A 20,426-nucleotide genomic window follows, 5' to 3' on the forward strand; every position below is an offset into this window, starting at 1 on the left:
GGTGCGGGCGTTCAACGCCCGGATGTCGACTGTGGGGCGGCGGCGTGCTCGATCGCCGTACGCCCGGTTTCGTCCCCGTACACGTAGGCGGCGGCACTGTCCCGTGCGACCGACGCGTACGCCTGAATGCCCTGCTCGACTTCGACGCAGAAGGCGATGATCTGGTCGGTGACCCTGGTGACCGTCGCGTTGAACTGCTGACATCCGGGCAGTGGGTCGCCGCAGTCGCTCACCGTGCCCCGCACCTCGGTGGCCGCGGCCTTGGCGGCGGTGGCGGCCGACGGGTCCAGCTCGTCGGCGAACTGCTGTAGGAAACCGGTGTTGGCATGGATGGATCCCGACGCGGTGGCCATTTTCCCTCCGGGCGAACGAGGTCGTGTGTGGCGAGCCAACCAGTTTGTCGGCCCGTGTTGGGTGGTGCGGCAGCTTCCGGCCACCAGTGGTGGGGGCTTCGGCGGCCGCCGGTGGCCGGGCTATTCGGCAGGCGGTAGCCACGCCAACTGGAGAAGTTGTGGCGCCTGCCCCCGGACCACCAGCCGTCCCCGCCCGGCCGGTAGCGGCTCGGGTTTGAGCCCACCGAGCAGCGGACCCTCGCCCTTGTCCGCGGAGAGCAGCAGCCCGGGTGATCCGACGTCGCGGAGCCGGGCGAGGAACGGCTCGAACAAGGCCCGTCCCGCGCCGCCGGTGCGTCGGGTGACGACCACGTGCAGGCCGAGTTCGCGGCCCTGCGGCAGGTATTCCAGCAGTGGCTGCAACGGGTTGTCGAGCGGGCTCGCCACCAGGTCGTAGTCGTCCACCAGGACGAACAGCTCGGGACCGCGCCACCAACTGCGCCGGCGTAGCTGTTCCGGTGTGACGTCGACGCCCGGCGCGCGCTCGACCATTCCCCGGGCCGCCTCGGCGATCAGCCGCCGGGTGCTGACCGGGTCGGTGCCGTGGCCGAGCAGGTGTTCGGTGGTGATGTCGCCGAGCAGGCTCCGGCGGTGGTCGATCAGCACGATCCGTGCCTGGCTCGGCTGGTAGCTGTCGACGATCCGGCGGGCCAGCACCCGCAGGAAGCCGGTCTTGCCGGAGCGGGCGTCGCCGAGCAGCAGGAAATGCGGGTCGCTGGCGAAGTCCAGCCACACCGGGGCCAGATCCTGTTCGCCGATGCCCACGGTGATCCGTGGCCCGCCGTCGACGAACTCGTCGCGGGCCGGCAGAGCGTGGTACGGCACGGTCGACGGCAGGAGGCGTACGTGTGGCGCCGGCTCGTCCGGCCAGGTCGCGGCGATCGCCTCCACCAGCCCGGAGGTGGCCTCCCGCAGGCCGCTGTCGGCCTGCACACCGTCGATCCTCGGCAACGCCATCAGCATCTGGTGCTTCGATCCGGAGACGCCCCGCCCCGGCTCCCCCTGAGGTACGCGCTGCGCGGCGACCCGGTCGACCATGGTGTCGATCGGGTCGCCGAGCCGCAGCTCCGCCCGGCTGCCGAACAGGTCCCGGACGGCCGGCCGCAGGTCGAACGGTCGGGCGCAGGCGGCGATCACGTGCACGCCGTAGGCGAGACCACGGGCGGCCAGGTCGCAGACGACCTCCTCGAGGTCCTCGAACTCCTTGCGGAGCGTCTGCCAGCCGTCCACGACCAGGAAGACGTCGCCGTACGGGTCGTCGGGGAACTCGCCCCGCCCGCGGGCCACCCGGTAGCCGATGATCCCGTCGATGTCGTACTCGGCGAACCGCCGTTCCCGTTCCGCGAGCACCCCGGCGACCTGGGCCACGGTCCGTCGTACCGCGCCGGTGTTCTGACGGCGGGCCACCCCGCCGACGTGCGGCAGGCCACGCAGCGCCGGCAGCGAGCCACCGCCGAAGTCCAGACAGTAGAACTGCACCTCGCGCGGGGTGTGGGTCAGGGCGAGGCTGGTGATGACGGTACGCAGTGCGGTGCTCTTGCCGCTGCGCGGACCGCCGATCACCAACAGGTGTCCGGCCTCGGCGGAGAGGTCGAACTCCAGCGGGTCACGTCGCTGTTCCAACGGCCGGTCGACGATCCCGGTGACCGCCCGCAGCCGTCCGGTGAGGTCCTCGCGGGTGCTGCGCAGCCCGCGTCGCGGCTCGGACGTGAGCGGCCCGATCAGCCGGTCCAACGTCGGTGGCTCAGCCAGCGGCGGCAACCAGACCTGGTGGGCCGGGGTGCCCCGGTGGGCGAGCCGGTCCACCAGGATGTCGAGCAGGCTCTCCCCGGTGCCGTCGCCTTCGGCGTCCTGGGGCGACTCGGTGACCTGGGTCGGAGTGGCGGCGGGAGGGAGGTAACCGGTGGTGAACTCCAGCAGCTCCATGACGTCCTGCCCGGTTGGCTCCGCGTACGCCTCCGGTCGGCGGTGCACTCCGGAGACGTACGCGGAGCGGAACCGGACCAGCGGCTCGGTGCCGTACCGGAGGAAGCCGTGCCCCGGGGCGCGGGGCAGCTCGAAGGCATCGGTCACGCCGAGCACGCTGCGGCTTTCCATGGCGGAGAAGGTGCGCAACCCGATCCGGTACGACAGGTGCCCGTCCAGCCCACGCAGCCGGCCCTCCTCGAGCCGCTGGCTCGCCAACAGCAGGTGGACGTCGAGCGCCCGGCCAACCCGGCCGATCTGGACGAACGTCTCGATGAACTCCGGCTTCGCGGAGAGCAGTTCGCTGAACTCGTCGCAGACGACCAGCAGGGTGGGCACCTCGGGCAGCGGTGCGCCGGCGGCCCTGGCCCGCTCGTAGTCCCGCACCGACGAGAAGTTGCCGGCCGCCCGCAGCAGTTCCTGACGTCGGATCAGTTCGCCGGTGAGCGCGTCGGTCATCCGGTCCACCAGCGGCAGTTCGTCGGCGAGGTTGGTGATGACCGCGCTGGTGTGTGGCAGGGCGTCCATCCGGGTGAAGGTCGCGCCACCCTTGAAGTCGATCAGCACGAAGTTCAGCGAGTTCGGCGGGTGGGTCACCGCGAGCGCGAGCACCAGCGTACGGAGCAGTTCGCTCTTGCCGGACCCGGTCGCGCCGATGAGCAGCCCGTGCGGCCCCATGCCGTCCTGCGCGGACTCCTTCAGGTCCACCTCGACCGGGGCGCCGTCGGACTGGATGCCGAACATCACCCGTAACCGGTCGCGGTTCGGCCGTTGCTGCCAGGTCCGTTCCGGGTCGAAGAAGTACGGGTCCCCGAGGTCGAGCAGGTCCGCCAGGCCGAGGTCACCGCTGAGCGCCGGCTCGCCCCGTCCGGAACCGGTCAACCGCAACGGTGCCAACTGACGGGCGAGCGACTCCGCGCCGACCGCGTCCAGTGCGTCGGCCCGGCCGAGTTCGGTGCTGCCTTCCAGGGTGGAGGCGCCGAGTGCGCCGTCGGTGTCGACGGCGAGCACGACGGTGGCCCGGTCCAGTGACCTGGACGGCACGGTGCTCAGGTCGACGATGGTCACACCCTCCACACCACCGCCGGTCATCAGGTGGTCCGACCCGGTCACGCTGCCGCCGTCGAGCACCACGACGAGCTGCGGGCCCGCCGTACGTCGGCCGTCCGGGTCGAAGCGGGGGCGGGCGGCCAGCAGATCGTCCAGCATCGCCTCCACGCCGACCACAGTCGGGGCGACCAGCCGCAGCGGGCCGGCCGCGTCGGTGCGTTCCGGGTGCAGGGCGTGCGGTAGCCACTTGATCCAGTCCCAGTCCGGCAGCTCGTCCGGACCGGCGCAGACGGCGACACGTACGTCGTCCGGTGCGTGCAGGACGGCGAGCTGGGCGAGCATCGCCCGGACGAGCGGCAGCGTACGCGTGCGTTCACCGCGTACGTGCAGCCGGCCGAACCCGGTGAGCGCCACCGCGAGCGGCAGGTCCGGAATGGTGCTGAACGCCTTCAGGAACCGGCGCAGCGCCAGCGCGGAGAGCGGTTCGAGCTGTTCCATCGGTTTGGTCTCCGGCGCGATCAGGGCGGTCGCCGGGCTCTGTGGCCCGACGCCCACCCGCGTCACCGCGAAGTCGGCGTCGTCGATACGCCGCTCCCAGAGCCGGTAACTGGCGGCCAACGACCAGAGCTGGCCCGGTTCGGGATGCAGGTACATCAGCGAGTCCCGTTGCCGCCCGACGCTGCGCGTCAGCCGCAACCGGTGCTGGGCCAGCCTGCGCAGGTATACACGCCGGGCGTACCCCATCTCATGGCTGCTCGGGCCGCCGCCGCGGAGGAAGGCGACCAGCACCATGGCCAGCATCGCCACGCCGAACAGCCCGAACACCACCAGCCGCAGGGTGCCGGTGGTGGAACCGGAGAACATCAGCAACACCGCCGCCATGATCACGAACATCGGCAGGATGGTGAGCATCTGCGTCCACTGCCGACCGGCTGGTGGCGGGATCTCCGGTGGCGCCTCCAGCACGAGTTCGCCCGAGGGCATCTCCGGTGCCGGCCGGCGTACCGGCCGTTGCACAACCTTCGTCGCCACCGTGGCCCTCCCCGCTCTCGACGGGTCGATCCTCACCGAAGGCACGGCCGGCCGGAGCCGGCTGGCAGGAAGGTGACGAGGGGAGCCGTGGTCACGCGCGTGGACCTACGTTCGACTTGTTCCCCGTTCGACGGACGGGTCGACCGACAGCTACCTCGGCGCGAACCGACGAGGTGGGAAGGAGCGAGTTCATGGCGGCGGATCAGCTTCACGGTGTAACGGAGACGCTCGAGCGGGCGGCCGGAATGGCGGGCACCGTCTCGGGCAACATCGAGGGGCACCGGGCTTCACTGCGGCCGACGGTGGACGCCCTCAAGGGGCAGTGGGAGGGCACCGCGCGGCCGGCGTTCGACGCCGCACACGAGCAGTGGGAGCAGGGCATCACCCGGCTCGTCACGGCCCTGAACAGCCTGGGGGAGAACACCCGATTTTCCTCCAACACCTATCTGCAGGCCGACGAGGCCGGCCGGGCGAGCGTGAACCAGGCGCAGGGCGCGGGCGCCTTCGGCGGGGCGCTGCGGGCCTGACCGGACGACGGAGGAGAGAAAAGGAAATGTTGATCAAGGGCAACTTCGGACAGCTCGATGGTCTGGCCGAGCAGATCGTTTCCACGGTCGGGCGGGTGCAGCAGGAGATGGACAGCTGGCAGAGCACCTCCGGCGCCACCACGGCCGACTGGATGGACCGCGCGGGCTCCGAGTTCGAGGAGATCAGTCGGGCCTGGCAGCAGGTGTCCACCGCGCAACAGGCGATGCTCGAGGCGCTGCGGGGCGGCGTCCAGACCGCCAACAACGAACTGCAGCAGGCACTGGCATCTGCGGCGGCGCGGGTGGGCAGCACCTCGATCTGACCACCGCCGGGTGGTTTTCCGACGGTGGCGGATGTGGGCGGGGCAGGAGCATGGGCGTGGGGGGAACGGCCGGATGGCCGTTCCCCCCACGGCGGTTTCGGCTCAACCTCGGGGATGCGGGAGCAGGAACACCTGGTCCGGCGGCTCGGCCGGGGTCGGCTGCTCCGGCAGCGGTCGGGCCGGTCGGGCCCGCCAGCGGGCGCGCCGACCCCGACCGAGCAGCAGTGCGGCGATCAGGCCAAGGGCGACGGCCCCACCGGCCGCACCCAACGACCATCGGGCCGTACGAGCGGTGGCCTCCCACCGCGCCGCCGTTCGCGCCCGTTCGGGATCCTCCGCCGTCAGGGTCAGCGCGGCCAACCCGGCCGGCGGTGCGGTCACCAGCCCGTCGGTGACCGCCCGGTACGGGTTCACCAGGCCGGCACCGTACGCGGGGCTGCCCCGGCCGCCCGGAGCCGGCGTGGCGGTGGCGAGGATCCGTTCGGCGACCTGATCGGCGGTGAGCGTGGGCCAGGCCGCGCGCACCAGGGCGGCGGTGGCCGATACGAACGGTGCGGCAAAACTGGTGCCCTGCCAGTACTGGTGGCCGCCCGCCCTGGTGGCGCCGAGCACCGCGCCGCCCGGTGCGACCAGGTCGACGTGCGGGCCGATCTGCGAACTCGGCAGCCGGGTGCCGGTCTGGTCCACGGCGCCGACCCCGAGCACCCCCTCGTAGCCGGCGGGAAAGAGTGTTCGCTCGGTCGTGCCCTGCTGCCCGTTGCCGGCGACGGCAACCACGAGCGCGTCCTTGCCCCGGGCGTACGCGACGGCGTCGCGCACGTACCGGTTGTCGGCGGTGCCGGCCAGCGACAGGTTGATCACCTTGGCTCCCTGGTCGGCGGCGTACCGGATGCCACGGGCGAGCACCGCCGGATCGATCGCCGCCGCCTGCCCGGTGTCGGTGAGGTCCCGATCGGTCACCCGTACCGGCAGGATGCCGGCGTCCGGCGCGAGGCCGACGAAGCCGACCCCGTCCACCGGGTCGGCCGCGATGATGCTCGCCACGGCGGTGCCGTGGGAGATGCAGTCGAAGTTGCCGGGCAGGTTCCCGACGAGGTGGAAATCTCGGCCCCGCAGCACCGTTCCAGGGGCCTTGAGCTGCGGGTGGTCGGCGTCGACACCGGAGTCGACCACGGCCACCAGGACGCCCGCTCCCGTACTGTGTGGCCAGACGGACCTCGGATCCAGCATCTGCTGGGCCCACGGTTGGGCAGTCACCGGCGGTCGGGCCGGGTCGGGGTTGTTGCAGGCGCCTGCGGGTGGGGCCGCCGACGCGTCGGGCGTCGAGATCACGATGCCCACCGCGATCACGACCGTCATCAGTACGCTGCCGATTGTTCGCATCATCGGACATCGTCGCCGGACAGCGGGCACGGGAGGCGACGGCTGACCGCAACCGGCCAGCGGCGCTCTGTTTCCGGCCTCTGCTGGGACGCGCGGGTCCAACCACCAGACGCGTCGGTCAGCGCGGTGCCGTACCGGCGGCCGCCGCCTCCTGTTCCGACGCGGCTCCGGTCACACCGAAGATGTCGCAGGTGCAGCCCCACTGCTGCCGCCAGCCGGGCAGTTCGCTCGCCTCACGGGCGTCGAACGCGGTGAAGGTCTCCAGCGCGTTGCGCCACGCGTCATGCGCGGCGGCGCAGTCGCCGGCCGCAGCGTGCGCGGCGCCGATGTCGCGCATCGTCCGGGCCGCGCCCAGCCGGTGGCCGATCTCCAGCCACAGGTCGCGGGAGGGCAGCAGGTGCTGCAGGGCCACGCCCGGCTGGTCGGCCGCGAGGTGCATTTCGCCGATCGTGCGATGCATGAGCGCGATACCGAACCGGTCGGAGCGCTCCCGGACCACGGCGAGGCTTTGCTCCAGCGGCGTCCGGGCCCGCTCCGGCCGGCCCATCCGGATCCACACCTTGGCCAGGCTCTGTGCGGTGTAGCACTGCAGGTGCTTGTCGCCGTGCCGACCGATCATGTCGTGCGCGCGTTGGAACCAGTCCTCCGCCTCGGACAGTGCTCCCTGGGCCCGGCGCACCAGCCCGATGCCGCGGAGCGACATGGCCTCGCCGCGCCAGTGGGAGATCCGCCGGTACCCGGCCCCGGACTGCTCGAACGCGCGGACGGCCGACTCGTCCCGGCACAGCTCCCGGTGCACGACACCGAGGCTGTACGCCGCTTCGGCCGCCGCGGCGTACTCGCCCGCCTCCTCCATCACCGTGAGGGCCTGGTCCAGCAGCGGTACCGCCTCGGGGTACGGCCCGAAGTCCGACAGGATCCGGCCGAGACCGATGCACGCTATGGCGGCACCCCGCTGGTCTCCGGCCGTCTCGAACAGCTCGATGGCCGTACGGAACGCGCGTTGCGCCTCGTCGAACCGGTCCTGTACGCACAGGAGCCGGGCGATCCCGGTCTGGATCACTGCCTCGGCGCCCGCGTTGCCGGCCGTCTGGGCCGCCTTCAACGCGGCCGCGTGGGTGCGGTCCCACCGGTGGAGTTCGTTGCGCATCGCGAACGACGCGCGCATCAGCGTGTCGGCCAGGGCGCAGGCGGCCACGTCGAGGCCGAGTGCGGCGGCCCGCTCGACCAGCGACACGAGGCTGTCGCCCTCGGTCACGAGCCAGGTCGGCGAGTCGTCGACGACGGCCGCGTACGGGGTGTCGGTGGCGGCAGTCGCCGGGACGGGCAGCCGTGGCGCGGCGAACAGGGTGTGCTGCCCGACCTGCAAGACGATCGCCGCCGCGGTCCAGACCGCGCGGGTGACCGCCTCGCGCCCGGCGACCTGGTCGTCCTCCTCGACGGCGAGTTCCTGCGCGTAGAGGCGCACGAGGTCGTGCATGCGGTAACGCCCGTCGAGTACCTCGACCAGCCGGGCGTCGAAGAGAGACTCGAGCAGGTCCTCGGCCTCCTCGTGATCGGAGTCGAGCAGCGCGGCGGCGAGCCACGGCCCGAACGTCGTCACGCCGAGGAAGCCGACCAGCCGGAACAGTCGCCGGGCGTCCTCGGTCAGCCCGGCGTATCCGACCGCGATGCTGACCCGCACGGCCAACCCGTCGGCGGTCATCTCGTCGAGCCGTCGCCGTTCGTCGCTCATCCGCCCGACGAGCCGGGAGACCGGCCAGTGCGGTCGGGCCGCCAGCCGGGCGCCCGCGATGCGCAGGGCCAGGGGCATACCGCCGCAGAGTTCGACAAGTGACTGCACCATCTCGGGCTCGGCGGCGACCCGGTCCGGGCCGATGATCCGTCCGAGTAGTTCCGCCGACTTTTCCGGGGTGAAGAACCGCACCTCGACGTGGCAGGCACCGGACAGCGTGGTCAGCCGAGCCCGGCTGGAGATGACGAGCGCGGTGCCGGCCGAGCCCGGCACCAGCTCGCGGATCTCCCCGGCGGTGGGCGCGTCGTCGAGCACGATGAGGTACCGCCTGCCACTGATGGCCGCGCGGTAGCGGGCGATCTTGTCGGCGGGGGTACGCAGGCGGTGGGCGTTCGGCACGCCGAGTGCGCGCAGCACCCGGCCGAAGAGCTCGCCGGGCGCGTCCCGGTGTCCGTGCAGGCTGACGAAGATTTGTCCGTCCGGGAAATGGCCGCGCAACTGGTGTGCGAGGTGGATGCTCAGTGCGGTCTTGCCGAGGCCGCCCGGCCCGGAGAACATCACGACAGGCAGGTGGGGGGCCCGGTTCGCCGGTGCACCGGTCAGCGCCTTCTGCGCTGTCCGGATCTCGGCTTCGCAGCCGACGAAGTCCGACAGGTCCGCAGGCAGGTGACACCCGGGCGAGACGTCCTCCTGGGTGTCCTCCGGAGCCGGGGCCGGGGTCGGGGCCCCGGTGGGTGTCAGCGCGCGTCCGTCGCGTTCGACGACAAGAGGCTCCCGCAGCATCGCCTGGTGTAGGTCGCGAAGCTCGGCGCTCGGCTCGACGCCCAGCTCTTCGGCGATCCGGTGTCGGGAGCGGGCGTACAGGGAGAGGGCCTCGGCTCGACGGCCGCTCTGCTGGAGGGCACGCATGAGCAGCACAACGAGGGGTTCGGCGAGTGGGAACTTGTCGACCGCGGCGGCGAGCCGGTCGCTGACCGGGCCGAAGTGGCGACGGGCCAGTTCGCCGGCTGCCCACTCGGTGAGCACGCCCACGTACTGCTGACTCAGCGACTCGCGTACCACGGCGGCCCACTCCCCGGGCAGGCCGGCCAGGGGCTCGCCGCGCCACAGGTCGACGGCCTGACGCAGCAGCGCCTGCCGGGCGTCGGGTTCGGACGACTCCCGCGCGCGGGCGCGCAACCGGCGCAGCAGGAGCGCGTCGACCTGCTCGGCGGTGACGTCGAGCCGGTAGCCGCTGGACTGGCGGACGATGACCGGGCCGCCGTCCGTGGGCTGTGCTTCGGCCAGCTGCTTGCGCAGCCGGGCGATGTACGTGTGCAGGACGCCGCGCGCCTCGACCGGCGGGGCGTCCCCCCACACCCGGTCGACGAGCGCGTCGGCCGTCACGAAGTGGTCGGCCTCGACCGCCAGCACCGCCAGCACGGTCTGTTGTTTCGCCGAACCCAGCTTCAGCGCACTGTCCGATACCCGTACCTCGAGGTGCCCGAGGATGCGGAACTCCACTCTTGTCGCCCTCCCCAAGAGCCGGGGAACCACGGCCCAGGACGTTCAAGTTTTGTTCAAGAATCGCTATGGAACCGGGGACGAACCTTGCAACTGTACGGTCGCGTGCCCCAGGCGTTGTCGGCTGGACTCTAGCCGGGATCGGTGAACGCCGATAGTGCTGATCGATATCTTGCTGCCCCTCCGAGGACCTGGTGCGCGACAAATCATCACATTCATCGCGCACGAGAGGTCTGGATGAGAATCTCCAAACGCAGGCTTGCTGCCGGGCTGGCGTACGCCACGCTCGCCGGCGTCACGCTGCTCCCCATCACCGTGGCCGGGGCTCCGGGCGGTGCGGGGCCGGCCATGGCCGCACCCAACGACGACACGACATGCGGTAGCCCGGTCACCGGTTCGCCGGTCCGGTCGTCCGGGCCCCCGGCCGCCGGCTACGCGCTCAACGTAGGTGGTTCCGGCGAGCTCGGCACGGTCTGGGATCCGCCGGAGAACCCGCAGGTCGCCATGCCCGGCGTCACCGGTGTCGACATCGTGCGCCCGGACGGCACGCCCAGTCGGAAGGTGATGGTCCAGTTCGCCGAGAACCTTGACCTCGGTGGTGTCACACCGGTCAACGGCCGGGTCTCCTCCACCGACGGCGGCGCGACGTTCCCGGCCGGCAGCTACGACCAGAAGCCCACGGGCACCCGGCTGCGCGACGGCAGCCTGCTCGGGGTCGACTTCAAGCCGCTGTCGGGCGTCGGCACGGACACCGTGACCGTCCAGGTGCACCGGTCGTACGACGAGGGCGCGACGTGGACCACCACCCCGTCGGTGTTCCGTCTCGGCGCCACCCTGGTGCCGACCGCACTGCCGCGCACCCACGGCAGGGTCGTCGAGCTGTCCGACGGCACCCTGCTAATGAGCGTGTACGGCTCGTTCACCGACGCCGCCGGCACCCGCTCGCAGGTGCAGGCGAGCACCGACGGAGGCCGTACGTTCACCCGGCGTGGCGTGATCGTACGGTCCGACGCCACCCACTCCTATCCCGAGGCGGCGATCGAACTACTGCCCGACGGCAGCCTGCTCTCGGTCGTACGGCATCACATCTCCGGCGAGTTGGCCACACCGGTGGTCACCCGTTCTGTCGACGGCGGCGTCACCTGGGCGGCGACGCAACCGCTGAGCGTGTCGTTTCCCAACGGCTACGACCCGTTCGACGACGCGTCGCCCGCGCTGCTCGGTGTCAGTCCGCAACTGCGGCTCATGCCGAACGGCGTGATGTTGCTCAGCAGTGGCCGGCCGGACAACTGGGTGGCGATGTCGACCAACGGCCTGGGCACCGGCTGGATCGGCCAACTGACGTACCGCAACTGCCCGCAGAAGGGCTACCGGCTGCACGGCTCGACCGGTAACACCGGCGTCGACTGGGTGAGCGGCAACCGTGCGGTCGTCGTCGGTGACAACTGCGAGCTGACCTGGGCCTGCGACGAGGCCGACGAGGGAGACTTCACGATCGACAAGGACAACCGGATCTGGCGGCGGTACGTGGACGTGCTGACGCCCGACACCGGGAAGATCGATCTGGCGACGAAGTACCGCCTCGGCAAGGTTGCGGTCGGCGGCGACCTGCGTTCGGCGGTCACCGGGCACCCTCGGGCGCGGGTCGACGGCGCGTTCGACGGCAGCACGGAGTACTGGTCCAGTGCGGTCCGGGCCAGCGGCTCCGGTGTGGCGTCGTTCGTCCTGCGGCTGGACCGGCAGTACAACCTGACCCGGGTCGGACTGAGCCTGCGCAACGGGCGGCAGACCACCGGCCGGGTCTACACGTCGCTCGACGGGGTCACCTGGTCCGGACCGGTCGTCACGGCCCTGAACCGTACGCACCACGCCCTGGAGTACTTCACCCTGCCGGCCACAGCGGCCCAGTACGTCAAGGTCGAAATCGGCCCGTCCACCAACTGCGACAGCGGACTCGGTTCCGGCTGCGCCTTTCTCAACGAACTAGAGGTGTACTCCTTAGTGGACTCTTTCGAGAACGACCCGGTGAACAACCGGCCCCGCGGTTGGTCCGACATCATGTCCGGCTGGGTCACCCGCTACGGCATCGGGGACAACGACAGCGCCTCCGCGCTTCGCATCTCCGACAACGACGGCACGGCGCAGGCAAGAGCGACCTGGCCGGCGACGCCGGCACCGACGGGGACAGCGGAGTTCCGGGTGAACCCGATGGCCCTACCCAGTCGTTTCCTGATCACCATGCTCGGCCGCGATGCCTCCGGTGCCACCACGTCGGCGTACCAGCTCGCCGTCGAGCCGGACGGCAGCCTCACCCGGTGGGCTGGCGGCGGCGCCTGGGCGCAGATCGCGGCGGCCGGGACCGTCAAGGTAGGTGCCTGGCAGACCATCCGGGTCACCGCGACGACGAGCGAGGCATCGATCGGGGTCGACGGTACGACGGTGGCCGACGGGATGGCGCCGTCTGCGGCTGTCACCGCGCTCGCGGGCATCACATTCGCCAGCGCCGGTGCGGCCGCCACGGGTGTCAACGTCCTGCTGGATGACGTCGCGTACAGCGTCTGAAAGAACCGCTGACCAGCGGCCGGGGTCGTCCCACGACGACCCCGGCCGCGCTCGCTTTCGGGGTTCTGTCAGAGCCGTACAGGTTCGTTCAGGATTCCCTCCAGTGGCGGGGCCGAACGTGGTGGCAGGACAGATCGAGACGTCATGGAGGCAGCGATGTCCTTTCCACAACCGGTCGAGGTGAACCTCACCCACCAGCCGCACGCGTCGACCCACCGTCGGACGAGACAGGTGATGTCACGGGCGCTACAGCGCGTCGGCATGCTCATGCTCGTGCTGGTGACCGCGATCGGCGGGGTGTCCCTCGCGGTGGCTGAGCCCGCCGCCGCCGCACCCTCGCGTTCGGCCATCGTCAACGCCGCGGAGGCACAGCTCGGCGGCTCCGCCTGCGACCCGGGTTACTACAACAGCTGCGGCATCGAATGGTGTGCCGAGTTCGCCCGCTGGATCTGGAAGCGCGGCGGCGTGACCGACGTCAGCGGTCTCGACGCGTGGGCGCAGTCGTTCAAGAGGTACGGCCAGAACCGAGGGACGTACCACGCCCGGTCCAGCGGGTACACGCCACAGCCGGGCGACGCCATCGTCTTCGACTGGGACCGTGGCCCCGACGACCACCCGATCGACCATGTGGCGATCGTCGTCAGCGTCACCAGCTCCACGGTCAACACGATCGGCGGCAACCAGGGCCCCGACAGCCGGGTCACCCGTGGCAGCTTCCCCCGTAGCGAGATCGACATCGACGGGTACGTCGAGCCGTCCGGCCTGGACAGCGGTGGCAGGGCCACCGCCGACTACGACGGCGACGGCTACAGCGACATGGCCCTCTACCGGCCGGACGCCTCGAACGGCTCGACCTGGTGGGCCAACAGCTACAAGAAGGGCGGTCAGATCCTCAGCGACGTCAACTACGGCGGCGCGGCGGACATCCCGTTCTCCGGCGACTTCAACGGCGACGGTCACGCCGACCTCGCGCTGTTCCGTCGGGACTGCACCAACGGATCCACCCTCTGGATCAAGGACCAGCGCAACAACACGCAGCTCGCGCCGGGCGTCAAGGTGGGCGGCTGCAAGGACATCCCGGTGCCGGCCGACTACGACGGCGACGGCAAGACCGACTTCGGGATGTACCGTCGCGACTGCACCAACGGCTCGACCTGGTGGGCGTACAGCGTGGCCAAGGACGCCCAGGTCCTCGCCGACCACAACTACGGCGGCTGCAACGACATCCCGGTGCCGGGCGACTACGACGGCGACGGCATCGGCGACCTCGCCCTGTTCCGGCCCGACTGCGCCAACGGCTCGACCTGGTGGGTCAAGGACGTCCGGCACGACCAGGACATCTTCGGCGGTCTGAAGTGGGGCGGCTGCAACGACATCCCCGTCTCCGGTGACTTCGACGGCGACCGCTCCGCCGACCTGGGCCTGTACCGGCAGGACTGCGCCACCGGCTCGTCCTGGTGGGTCTACAACTCGATGGACCGCAAGCAGACGATCGGTGGCCTCAAGATCGGTGGCTGCGCCGACATCCCGGCCCCGGCCGACTACGACGGCGACAAGGTCACCGACCTGGGCCTGTACCGCCAGGACTGCACCAACGGCTCCAGTTGGTCCCTCTACGACTCCGCCGAGAACAAGCTGCTGCTCAGCGGCCACAAGTGGGGCGGGTGCAAGGACATCCCCGCCACCAGCACCAAGACGGCCTGACCACCGAGGCACCTGAACGGGCGGGCCGCCCCTTCCCGGGGCGGCCCGGCCCGCGACCCCGCACGCCCATTCCCCCCAGGCAAGGAGCCATCCCATGAAGCTAGCCCGCAGCGTAGCCCTGCTGGCCGGCGCTTTTGTCGCCGCGGCCGCCAGCGCCGTCGCGGTTCCGAGCGCGGCACACGCGGCCGTCGTCCCGGACTGCGTGGCCTCCGGGCCGACCAGCGCCGACTCCGCGCTCGCCGCCCGTGTCAGTCCGATCCTCACCGCCAAGCTGCGCAACGCGTTCAACGCGAGCAAGGCATCCTGTTCCCGCGAGATCGTACGGGTCGTCAAGACTCGCAACCTGCCCCAGCGTGCCGCCACGATCGCCATCACCACTGCCATCGTGGAGAGCTCGATCCAGAACATCACCCACGGCGACCGCGACAGCGTGGGGCTCTACCAGCAGCGTGCCTCGTGGGGGAGCGAGGCGAACCGGCTCAATCCCGTGTGGTCGACCAACGCTTTCCTCGACAAGATGCTCCGGGTCTACCCGAACAACAGTTGGCTCTCCGCTCCCGTCGGCGAGGTGGCCCAGGCGGTGCAGGTCTCCGCCTTCCCGGAGCGGTACCCGGAGGAGGCGGGCGACGGCGCGCGGATCGCGCAGTCGCTCTGGACCCCGGACACCGGGAAGATCGGCGCGGACTACGACGGCGACGGTGCCGCCGACATGGCCCTGTACCGGCCGAACGCGACCACCGGCTCCACCTGGTGGGTCAACAGTTACAAGAAGGGCGGTCAGATCCTCTCCGACCACAGCTACGGTGGCGCCGAGGACATCCCGGTCTCCGGCGACTTCAATGGCGACGGTTACGCCGACCTGGCCCTCTTCCGCCGCGACTGCGCCGCGGGGTCGAGCATCTGGATCAAGGATCAGCACAACAACAGCCAGCTCGCGGCCGGCCTCAAGTGGGGTGGCTGCAAGGACATCCCGGTGCCCGCCGACTACGACGGCGACGGTACGACGGACTTCGGCACGTACCGCCGGGACTGCACGAACGGGTCGTCGTGGTGGGCGTACAGCGTCTCGAAGGAGTCGCAGATCCTCGGCGACCACAGGTACGGCGGCTGCACCGACATTCCCGTCCCCGGTGACTACGACGGGGACGGCGCCGGCGACCTCGCGCTGTTCCGGCCCGACTGCACCAACGGCTCGAGCTGGTACGTCAAGGACTACCGCAACGACCAGGACATCTTCGGCGGCCTCAAGTGGGGCGGCTGCAACGACCTGCCGGTCGGCGGGGACTTCGACGGTGACCGTGCCAGCGACCTCGGCCTCTACCGTCAGGACTGCACCAGCGGCTCGTCCTGGTGGGTCTACAACTCCGCCGACCGCAAGCAGACCATCGGCGGTCTGAAGGTGGGTGGCTGCGCCGACATCCCGGCGCCGGCCGACTACGACGGCGACCGCGCCACCGACCTGGGCCTCTACCGCAAGGACTGCGGCACCGGCTCAAGCTGGTCGATCTACAGCTCCACCCCGGCCAGGCTCATCCTCAGCGGCCACAAGTGGGGCGGCTGCAACGACATCCCGGCCACCAGCACCAAGATCAGCTGACCACCCCACCCCGAGACAGCCGGGTCACCCTTCCCCAGGGGTGGCCCGGCCCTTCGGGGTTTGAACGTGCGGATGCCGTTGACCGTCCCGTCATGTGCCCCGGACGGTCCGAGTGTCCGGGCGTCCGGGCGTCCGGGCGTCCGGGGGTTCGGGCGTCGGCGGTCGTGGTCGTGCCCCCCCGGGCGGCCCGGCCCCGCCCCCTACTGCGTTTGCCGTTGGTTAGGGGCGCGAAATTGCTAGGGGTTGCCGCTCCCGTCCCCGGCTGGCAGATTTCCGACGTGGAACCGCCGTTCGCTTATTGATTTGGCGACCGGATCCGGTCGGCGTTGCCGTGGTCGGTCAACGGTGCGGGTGTAAATCTTCATCCTGGGGGGAGGGGCGCGGTGGCGACAATCCTGTTCCATTTGGCTCCGGCTTTCCATGCCTCATGTCGGGTCGTTCGGCAGGAGTCGGTCCAGTGATGACGAACGCCTCCGCCGTACCGAGAATCACGGGTACGACGCGACTGTTCTCCGTGCTCGGTGACCCTGTGACGCAGGTGCGGTCGCCAATGTTGATTAATCCCATGTTTGTTCGGCTCGGCATTGACGCCGTGTTGGTGCCCGTGCACGTCGCACCGGAGCATCTCGCGGAGGTGTGCGCGGGATTGAAAAGGATCGGCAATCTTGACGGCATGTTCATCACGGTGCCGCACAAGGTGGCGGTGTGCGGGCTCGCGGACCGGATGAGCCCGGCGGTCGAAATTGCCGGTAGTGCGAACGTGATGCGGCGAGAGTCGGATGGCTCCTGGTACGCGGACAATTTCGACGGGGTCGGTTTTGTCGAAGGGCTCGTCAGTACCGGCAACTCGCCGGTGGGCAAACGGGTGCTGCTCGTCGGCGCTGGTGGGGCGGGTGCGGCCATTGCCGCGGCTCTGCTCGCCGCAGGGGTGTCTGAACTGTCCATCCACGACCGTGACACCGCGACGCTCGACGCTCTCCTGCGGCGGCTCGGGTCACGCTGGCGGGTCGGGGTGAGAGGACTCGCCGCGCCCGACACCGGTGCCGTTGACATCGCTGTGAACGCGACACCGTTGGGGCTGCGTCCGGAGGACCCGCTGCCGTTCGCACCACACGGGCTGCCACCCGGTTGCGTCGTGGCGGACATAGTCATGAAACCCCGGGAGACGCCCCTGCTCGCAGCCGCTGCGGCGCTCGGCTACCGCGTTCACCACGGCTCACACATGCTTGATCATCAATTGGACTGTTACCGGAGGTTCTTCCGTCTGGGCGAGATTCGCACCGGACCGACCTGAGTGGGCCGGGCTGGGCGCGACGGCGCGCCTCGCTCGTCGGCTCAAGGATCCGGAGTCCCTGACGGTGACGTTCGCTGTCCCGTGATGAAAGAAGGGTGTCGATGAATTCGATCGTTGAAGCGCTCGCGGGGGGTGTGACGGCCGACCAGTTGGAGCGCTTGGAACTCCCTGCGGAATACACGGCCGCCCATCTCCGGGTCGAGGACGTCGACATGTTCCGTGGGGTGACGGACAAGGACGTACGGAAGTCGCTGCGGGTCGGCCCGGTGCCGATGCCGGACCTTGCCCCGGACGAGGTCCTGGTCGCCGTGATGGCAAGCTCGATCAACTACAACACGGTGTGGTCGGCGATGTTCGAGCCGATCCCGACTTTTCGCTTCCTTCGGCAGTACGCGAAAGAGGGAGGCTGGGCGGCGCGACACGATCTCCCGTACCAGGTTGTCGGGTCCGACGGTGCCGGGGTCATCGTGCGAGTGGGCTCCGGCGTGCGCCGGTGGCGGTCCGGCGACCACGTCGTCCTCAGCCCCGCCTATGTCGACGACCAGGAACCGGGCACTCATGGTGACGGCATGCTCGGCAGCGAGCAGCGCGCCTGGGGCTTCGAGACGAACTTCGGCGGCCTTGCCCACTTCGCGGTGGTCCGAGCCAGTCAGCTCATCCCGAAACCCGCGCACCTGACCTGGGAGGAGGCGGCCTGCAACACGCTGTGCGCGGGTACCGCGTACCGGATGCTCGTCGGCGAGCGGGGCGCTCGTCTCAAGCAGGGTGACGTGGTGTTGATCTGGGGTGCGGTAGGCGGGCTGGGTGCGTACGCGGTCCAGTTCGTGAAGAACGGTGGCGGTATCTCGGTCGGCGTCGTCGGCTCCGCGCAGAAGGCGGAGGCGCTGCGCAAGCTCGGCTGCGACGTCGTCATCGACCGTAACGAGATCGGACTCGGTGATGATGCCGGCGATGACCCCGAACATGTCATCCGGGTTGGCAAGCGGCTTGGCGCGATCATTCGCAGGGAGGTCGGCGAAGACCCGAACATCGTGTTCGAGCATGTCGGGCGGGCCACGTTCGGCATCTCCGTCTTCGTGGTTCGACGAGGTGGGGTCGTGGTGACCTGCGGGTCGAGCACGGGCTACCAGCACAGGTACGACAACCGTTACCTCTGGATGAAGCTGAAGCGGGTGATCGGTAGTCACGTGGCCAATCTCCAGGAGCAGTGGGAGTGCAACCGGCTCATCGGGCTCGGCCGGATCATGCCCACGATGTCCGCGCTATACCCGTTGGCGGAGGTTGGCGAGGCGGCCCGGCTCGTACAGACGAATCAGCACATCGGCAAGGTGGCGGTGTTGTGCCTGGCGCCCGAGCCCGGACTGGGGGTGACTGACCCGGGCCTGCGCGCGCGGATCGGAGTCGACCGGCTCAACCCGCTCGGGTCGTTCGAGACGGTTCAGGCGGGGGCGGGTCGATCATGAGGGAAACCGCGGTCGGCATTCTGGGAACCGGCTCCTACCTGCCGGAACGGAAAGTGACCAACGAGGAGATCGCCGCGCGGGTGCCCGGCGTCACCCCGGAATGGATCGAGCGGAAGACCTTGATCCGCGTCCGCCGTTATGCGGCGGAGGACGAGGCCACCTCCGACCTCGCCGTGCGGGCGGCGGTCGAGGCGCTCGACCGGGCCCGGACGGTGGCCGCGCAGCTCGACTACATCATCGTCTCCACCTCGACCGGCGACTCCCCGCAGCCGCCGACGGCCTGCCTCGTGCAGAACGCCCTGGGGGCCCACCGGGCCGCCTGTTTCGACATCAACGTCGTGTGCGCGGGATTCGTGTACGGCATCGCGCTGGCCCGGAGTTTGGTGATGGCCCACCCGGGCGCGAAGGTGCTCGTCGTCGCCGCCGACGTCTACTCCAGGATCCTGGATTTCGACGACCGGAGCACCGCCGTGCTGCTCGGTGACGGTGCCGGTGCCGCGGTCGTCGGGGCGGTGCCGCAGCGGTACGGAATCCTCGGCGTTGACCTCTCCACCTGCGGCGAGGCGCGCGACCTCATCAGGGTCGACGCGGGAGGCAGCCGCATGCCGAGTTCGCTCGAAACGGTGGCGAACGGGGATCACCTGTTCAAGATGCATGGCCGTGGCGTGCGTGACTTCGTCATGGAGAACGTGCCCCCGGCCGTGGCGGGGCTGTTGGCGCGGGTCGGTACGGGGACAGCGGAAGTCGACCACTTCGTGCCACACCAGGCCAACGGGGTCCTGCTGGGCGAACTGGTGCAGCGCTGCGGACTCGGGGGTGCGCGGACCTGGCGCACCCTCGAGGAATACGGCAACGTGGGTAGTGCGTCGGTTCCGGTGGCGTTGAACGACGCGCATCGGTCGGACTCCCTCGGTGACGGGGACCTGGTCCTGCTCGCCGGGTTCGGCGGGGGAATGTCGATGGGGGTCTGTCTGCTCCGGTGGTGGAGCCTGCCCGCAGGTGCGGCGTCATGACGGCGATCAGCAGGGTGGGCGTCGTCGGCTGCGGCGTGATGGGCGCGGGATTCGCGGAGGTGTGCGTACGGTCCGGCGTCGACGTACTCGTTGCCGTGTCCGGCCCGGACGCGCTGGTCCGGGGGCGGGACCGGGTGACCCGTTCGTTGGCCGGGGCCGTCAGGAAGGGCCGGATCACGGAAGCCGAGCGGGATGCCGCCCTGGCCCGGCTCTCCTTCACCGTCGGTCTGCTGGACCTGGCTGACCGGGAGCTGGTGCTGGAGGCGGTTCCGGAGCACGAGCCGACCAAACTCGAGGTGTTCAGCGCCCTGGACAAGATCGTCGAAGACAGGGAAGCCATTCTCGCCTCGATCACGTCCTCCATCCCGATCGTTCGCCTGGCGCGGGCGACGGATCGGGCCGGTTACGTGGTGGGACTGCATCTGTTCAATCCGGCGCCGGTGCTGCCGCTGGTGGAACTGACCGGCTCGCTGCTCACCCACGAGTCGACCTGCGCGCGCGCCGCGTCATTCGCCACGGACGTACTCCACAAGGAAGTGATCCGGTCAACGGACCGTTCGGGATTCGTGGTGAACGCACTGTTGATTCCCTACCTGATGAGCGCGGTCAGAATGGTCGAATCCGGTTTCGCCTCGGCGAGTGACATCGACAAGGGAATGACCCGGGGTTGTGCCCATCCCACGGGGCCGTTGGCCCTGGTGGACCTCATCGGCGTGGACACCGTGGTCGCCGTCGGCAAGTCACTTTACGAGGAGTTCAAGGAGCAGTTGTACGCGCCGCCGCCGCTGCTGGTGCGCATGCTCGAGGCGGGTTTGCTCGGCCGGAAGAGCGGTCGAGGGTTTTACGACTACCGGTAGAAGGTACGAGACGTGGCAGCGTGGCC

Annotated in this window: 13 protein-coding genes; 9 read left to right on the forward strand and 4 right to left on the reverse strand. The window is 70.1% G+C overall.

The features are described 5' to 3' along the window. Window positions 1-11: 11 nt before the first annotated feature. Together BDK92_RS31355 and eccCa are read right to left on the reverse strand one after the other, a co-directional pair. Complete coding sequence (locus tag BDK92_RS31355) at window positions 12-353, reverse strand: type VII secretion target (protein ID WP_121159990.1); 342 nt, start codon at window positions 351-353, stop codon at window positions 12-14. 120 nt (window positions 354-473) lie between these two features. Beyond that, window positions 474-4,439: a type VII secretion protein EccCa gene (gene eccCa / locus BDK92_RS31360; protein WP_121159991.1), complete on the reverse strand. Its 3,966-nt coding sequence runs from the start codon at window positions 4,437-4,439 to the stop codon at window positions 474-476. 191 nt (window positions 4,440-4,630) lie between these two features. Here eccCa and BDK92_RS31365 point away from each other — a divergent pair, with 191 nt between their 5' ends. Both BDK92_RS31365 and BDK92_RS31370 read left to right on the forward strand, forming a co-directional pair. Further along, a complete protein-coding gene (locus tag BDK92_RS31365; protein ID WP_121159992.1) occupies window positions 4,631-4,966 on the forward strand; it encodes a WXG100 family type VII secretion target in 336 nt (111 codons plus the stop codon). 26 nt (window positions 4,967-4,992) lie between these two features. Next, window positions 4,993-5,289, forward strand: coding sequence for a hypothetical protein (locus tag BDK92_RS31370; RefSeq protein WP_121159993.1), 297 nt, complete (start codon window positions 4,993-4,995; stop codon window positions 5,287-5,289). Between the two features lie 102 nt (window positions 5,290-5,391). Here BDK92_RS31370 and mycP read toward each other — a convergent pair whose 3' ends face one another. Both mycP and BDK92_RS31380 read right to left on the reverse strand, forming a co-directional pair. Next, window positions 5,392-6,675 (reverse strand): type VII secretion-associated serine protease mycosin, encoded by a 1,284-nt coding sequence (mycP, locus tag BDK92_RS31375; RefSeq protein ID WP_246017348.1) that lies wholly within the window; start codon window positions 6,673-6,675, stop codon window positions 5,392-5,394. 115 nt (window positions 6,676-6,790) lie between these two features. Then, window positions 6,791-9,910, reverse strand: a complete 3,120-nt coding sequence (locus BDK92_RS31380; protein WP_170208751.1) for an AfsR/SARP family transcriptional regulator — start codon at window positions 9,908-9,910, stop codon at window positions 6,791-6,793. A gap of 237 nt (window positions 9,911-10,147) precedes the next feature. Here BDK92_RS31380 and BDK92_RS31385 point away from each other — a divergent pair, with 237 nt between their 5' ends. The 7 genes from BDK92_RS31385 to BDK92_RS31415 all read left to right on the forward strand — a co-directional run bounded on the left by BDK92_RS31385 (window position 10,148) and on the right by BDK92_RS31415 (window position 20,400). Further along, window positions 10,148-12,472 (forward strand): exo-alpha-sialidase, encoded by a 2,325-nt coding sequence (locus BDK92_RS31385; RefSeq protein WP_121159995.1) that lies wholly within the window; start codon window positions 10,148-10,150, stop codon window positions 12,470-12,472. A gap of 156 nt (window positions 12,473-12,628) precedes the next feature. Continuing rightward, window positions 12,629-14,176, forward strand: a complete 1,548-nt coding sequence (locus BDK92_RS40550; protein WP_246017349.1) for a CHAP domain-containing protein — start codon at window positions 12,629-12,631, stop codon at window positions 14,174-14,176. Window positions 14,177-14,270: 94 nt separating this feature from the next. Further along, window positions 14,271-15,773 (forward strand): FG-GAP repeat domain-containing protein, encoded by a 1,503-nt coding sequence (locus BDK92_RS31395; protein ID WP_121159996.1) that lies wholly within the window; start codon window positions 14,271-14,273, stop codon window positions 15,771-15,773. 460 nt (window positions 15,774-16,233) lie between these two features. After that, window positions 16,234-17,067 carry a shikimate dehydrogenase family protein gene (locus BDK92_RS31400; RefSeq protein ID WP_121159997.1) on the forward strand — a complete coding sequence of 278 codons (834 nt, stop codon included), beginning with the start codon at window positions 16,234-16,236 and terminating at the stop codon, window positions 17,065-17,067. A 101-nt stretch (window positions 17,068-17,168) separates the two neighbouring features. Continuing rightward, window positions 17,169-18,530, forward strand: coding sequence for a crotonyl-CoA carboxylase/reductase (ccrA, locus tag BDK92_RS31405; RefSeq protein WP_121159998.1), 1,362 nt, complete (start codon window positions 17,169-17,171; stop codon window positions 18,528-18,530). Further along, window positions 18,527-19,543 carry a 3-oxoacyl-ACP synthase III family protein gene (locus BDK92_RS31410; RefSeq protein WP_121159999.1) on the forward strand — a complete coding sequence of 339 codons (1,017 nt, stop codon included), beginning with the start codon at window positions 18,527-18,529 and terminating at the stop codon, window positions 19,541-19,543. Before ccrA ends, BDK92_RS31410 begins: the two co-directional genes overlap by 4 nt. After that, window positions 19,540-20,400: a 3-hydroxybutyryl-CoA dehydrogenase gene (locus BDK92_RS31415; protein WP_121160000.1), complete on the forward strand. Its 861-nt coding sequence runs from the start codon at window positions 19,540-19,542 to the stop codon at window positions 20,398-20,400. The genes BDK92_RS31410 and BDK92_RS31415 overlap by 4 nt, the downstream gene beginning before the upstream one ends. The last annotated feature ends 26 nt before the right edge of the window (window positions 20,401-20,426 follow it).

Source organism: Micromonospora pisi, from assembly GCF_003633685.1.
Lineage (GTDB): Bacteria > Actinomycetota > Actinomycetes > Mycobacteriales > Micromonosporaceae > Micromonospora_G > Micromonospora_G pisi.

What these genes read in the sequence shown, in the direction of transcription:
- BDK92_RS31355 (WP_121159990.1), bottom strand. Translation starts at nt 353, where the DNA reads ATGGCCACCGCGTCGGGATCCATCCATGCCAACACCGGTTTCCTACAG.
- BDK92_RS31365 (WP_121159992.1), top strand. Translation starts at nt 4,631, where the DNA reads ATGGCGGCGGATCAGCTTCACGGTGTAACGGAGACGCTCGAGCGGGCG.
- BDK92_RS31370 (WP_121159993.1), top strand. Translation starts at nt 4,993, where the DNA reads ATGTTGATCAAGGGCAACTTCGGACAGCTCGATGGTCTGGCCGAGCAG.
- mycP (WP_246017348.1), bottom strand. Translation starts at nt 6,675, where the DNA reads ATGATGCGAACAATCGGCAGCGTACTGATGACGGTCGTGATCGCGGTG.
- BDK92_RS31385 (WP_121159995.1), top strand. Translation starts at nt 10,148, where the DNA reads ATGAGAATCTCCAAACGCAGGCTTGCTGCCGGGCTGGCGTACGCCACG.
- BDK92_RS40550 (WP_246017349.1), top strand. Translation starts at nt 12,629, where the DNA reads ATGTCCTTTCCACAACCGGTCGAGGTGAACCTCACCCACCAGCCGCAC.
- BDK92_RS31395 (WP_121159996.1), top strand. Translation starts at nt 14,271, where the DNA reads ATGAAGCTAGCCCGCAGCGTAGCCCTGCTGGCCGGCGCTTTTGTCGCC.
- BDK92_RS31400 (WP_121159997.1), top strand. Translation starts at nt 16,234, where the DNA reads ATGACGAACGCCTCCGCCGTACCGAGAATCACGGGTACGACGCGACTG.
- ccrA (WP_121159998.1), top strand. Translation starts at nt 17,169, where the DNA reads ATGAATTCGATCGTTGAAGCGCTCGCGGGGGGTGTGACGGCCGACCAG.
- BDK92_RS31410 (WP_121159999.1), top strand. Translation starts at nt 18,527, where the DNA reads ATGAGGGAAACCGCGGTCGGCATTCTGGGAACCGGCTCCTACCTGCCG.
- BDK92_RS31415 (WP_121160000.1), top strand. Translation starts at nt 19,540, where the DNA reads ATGACGGCGATCAGCAGGGTGGGCGTCGTCGGCTGCGGCGTGATGGGC.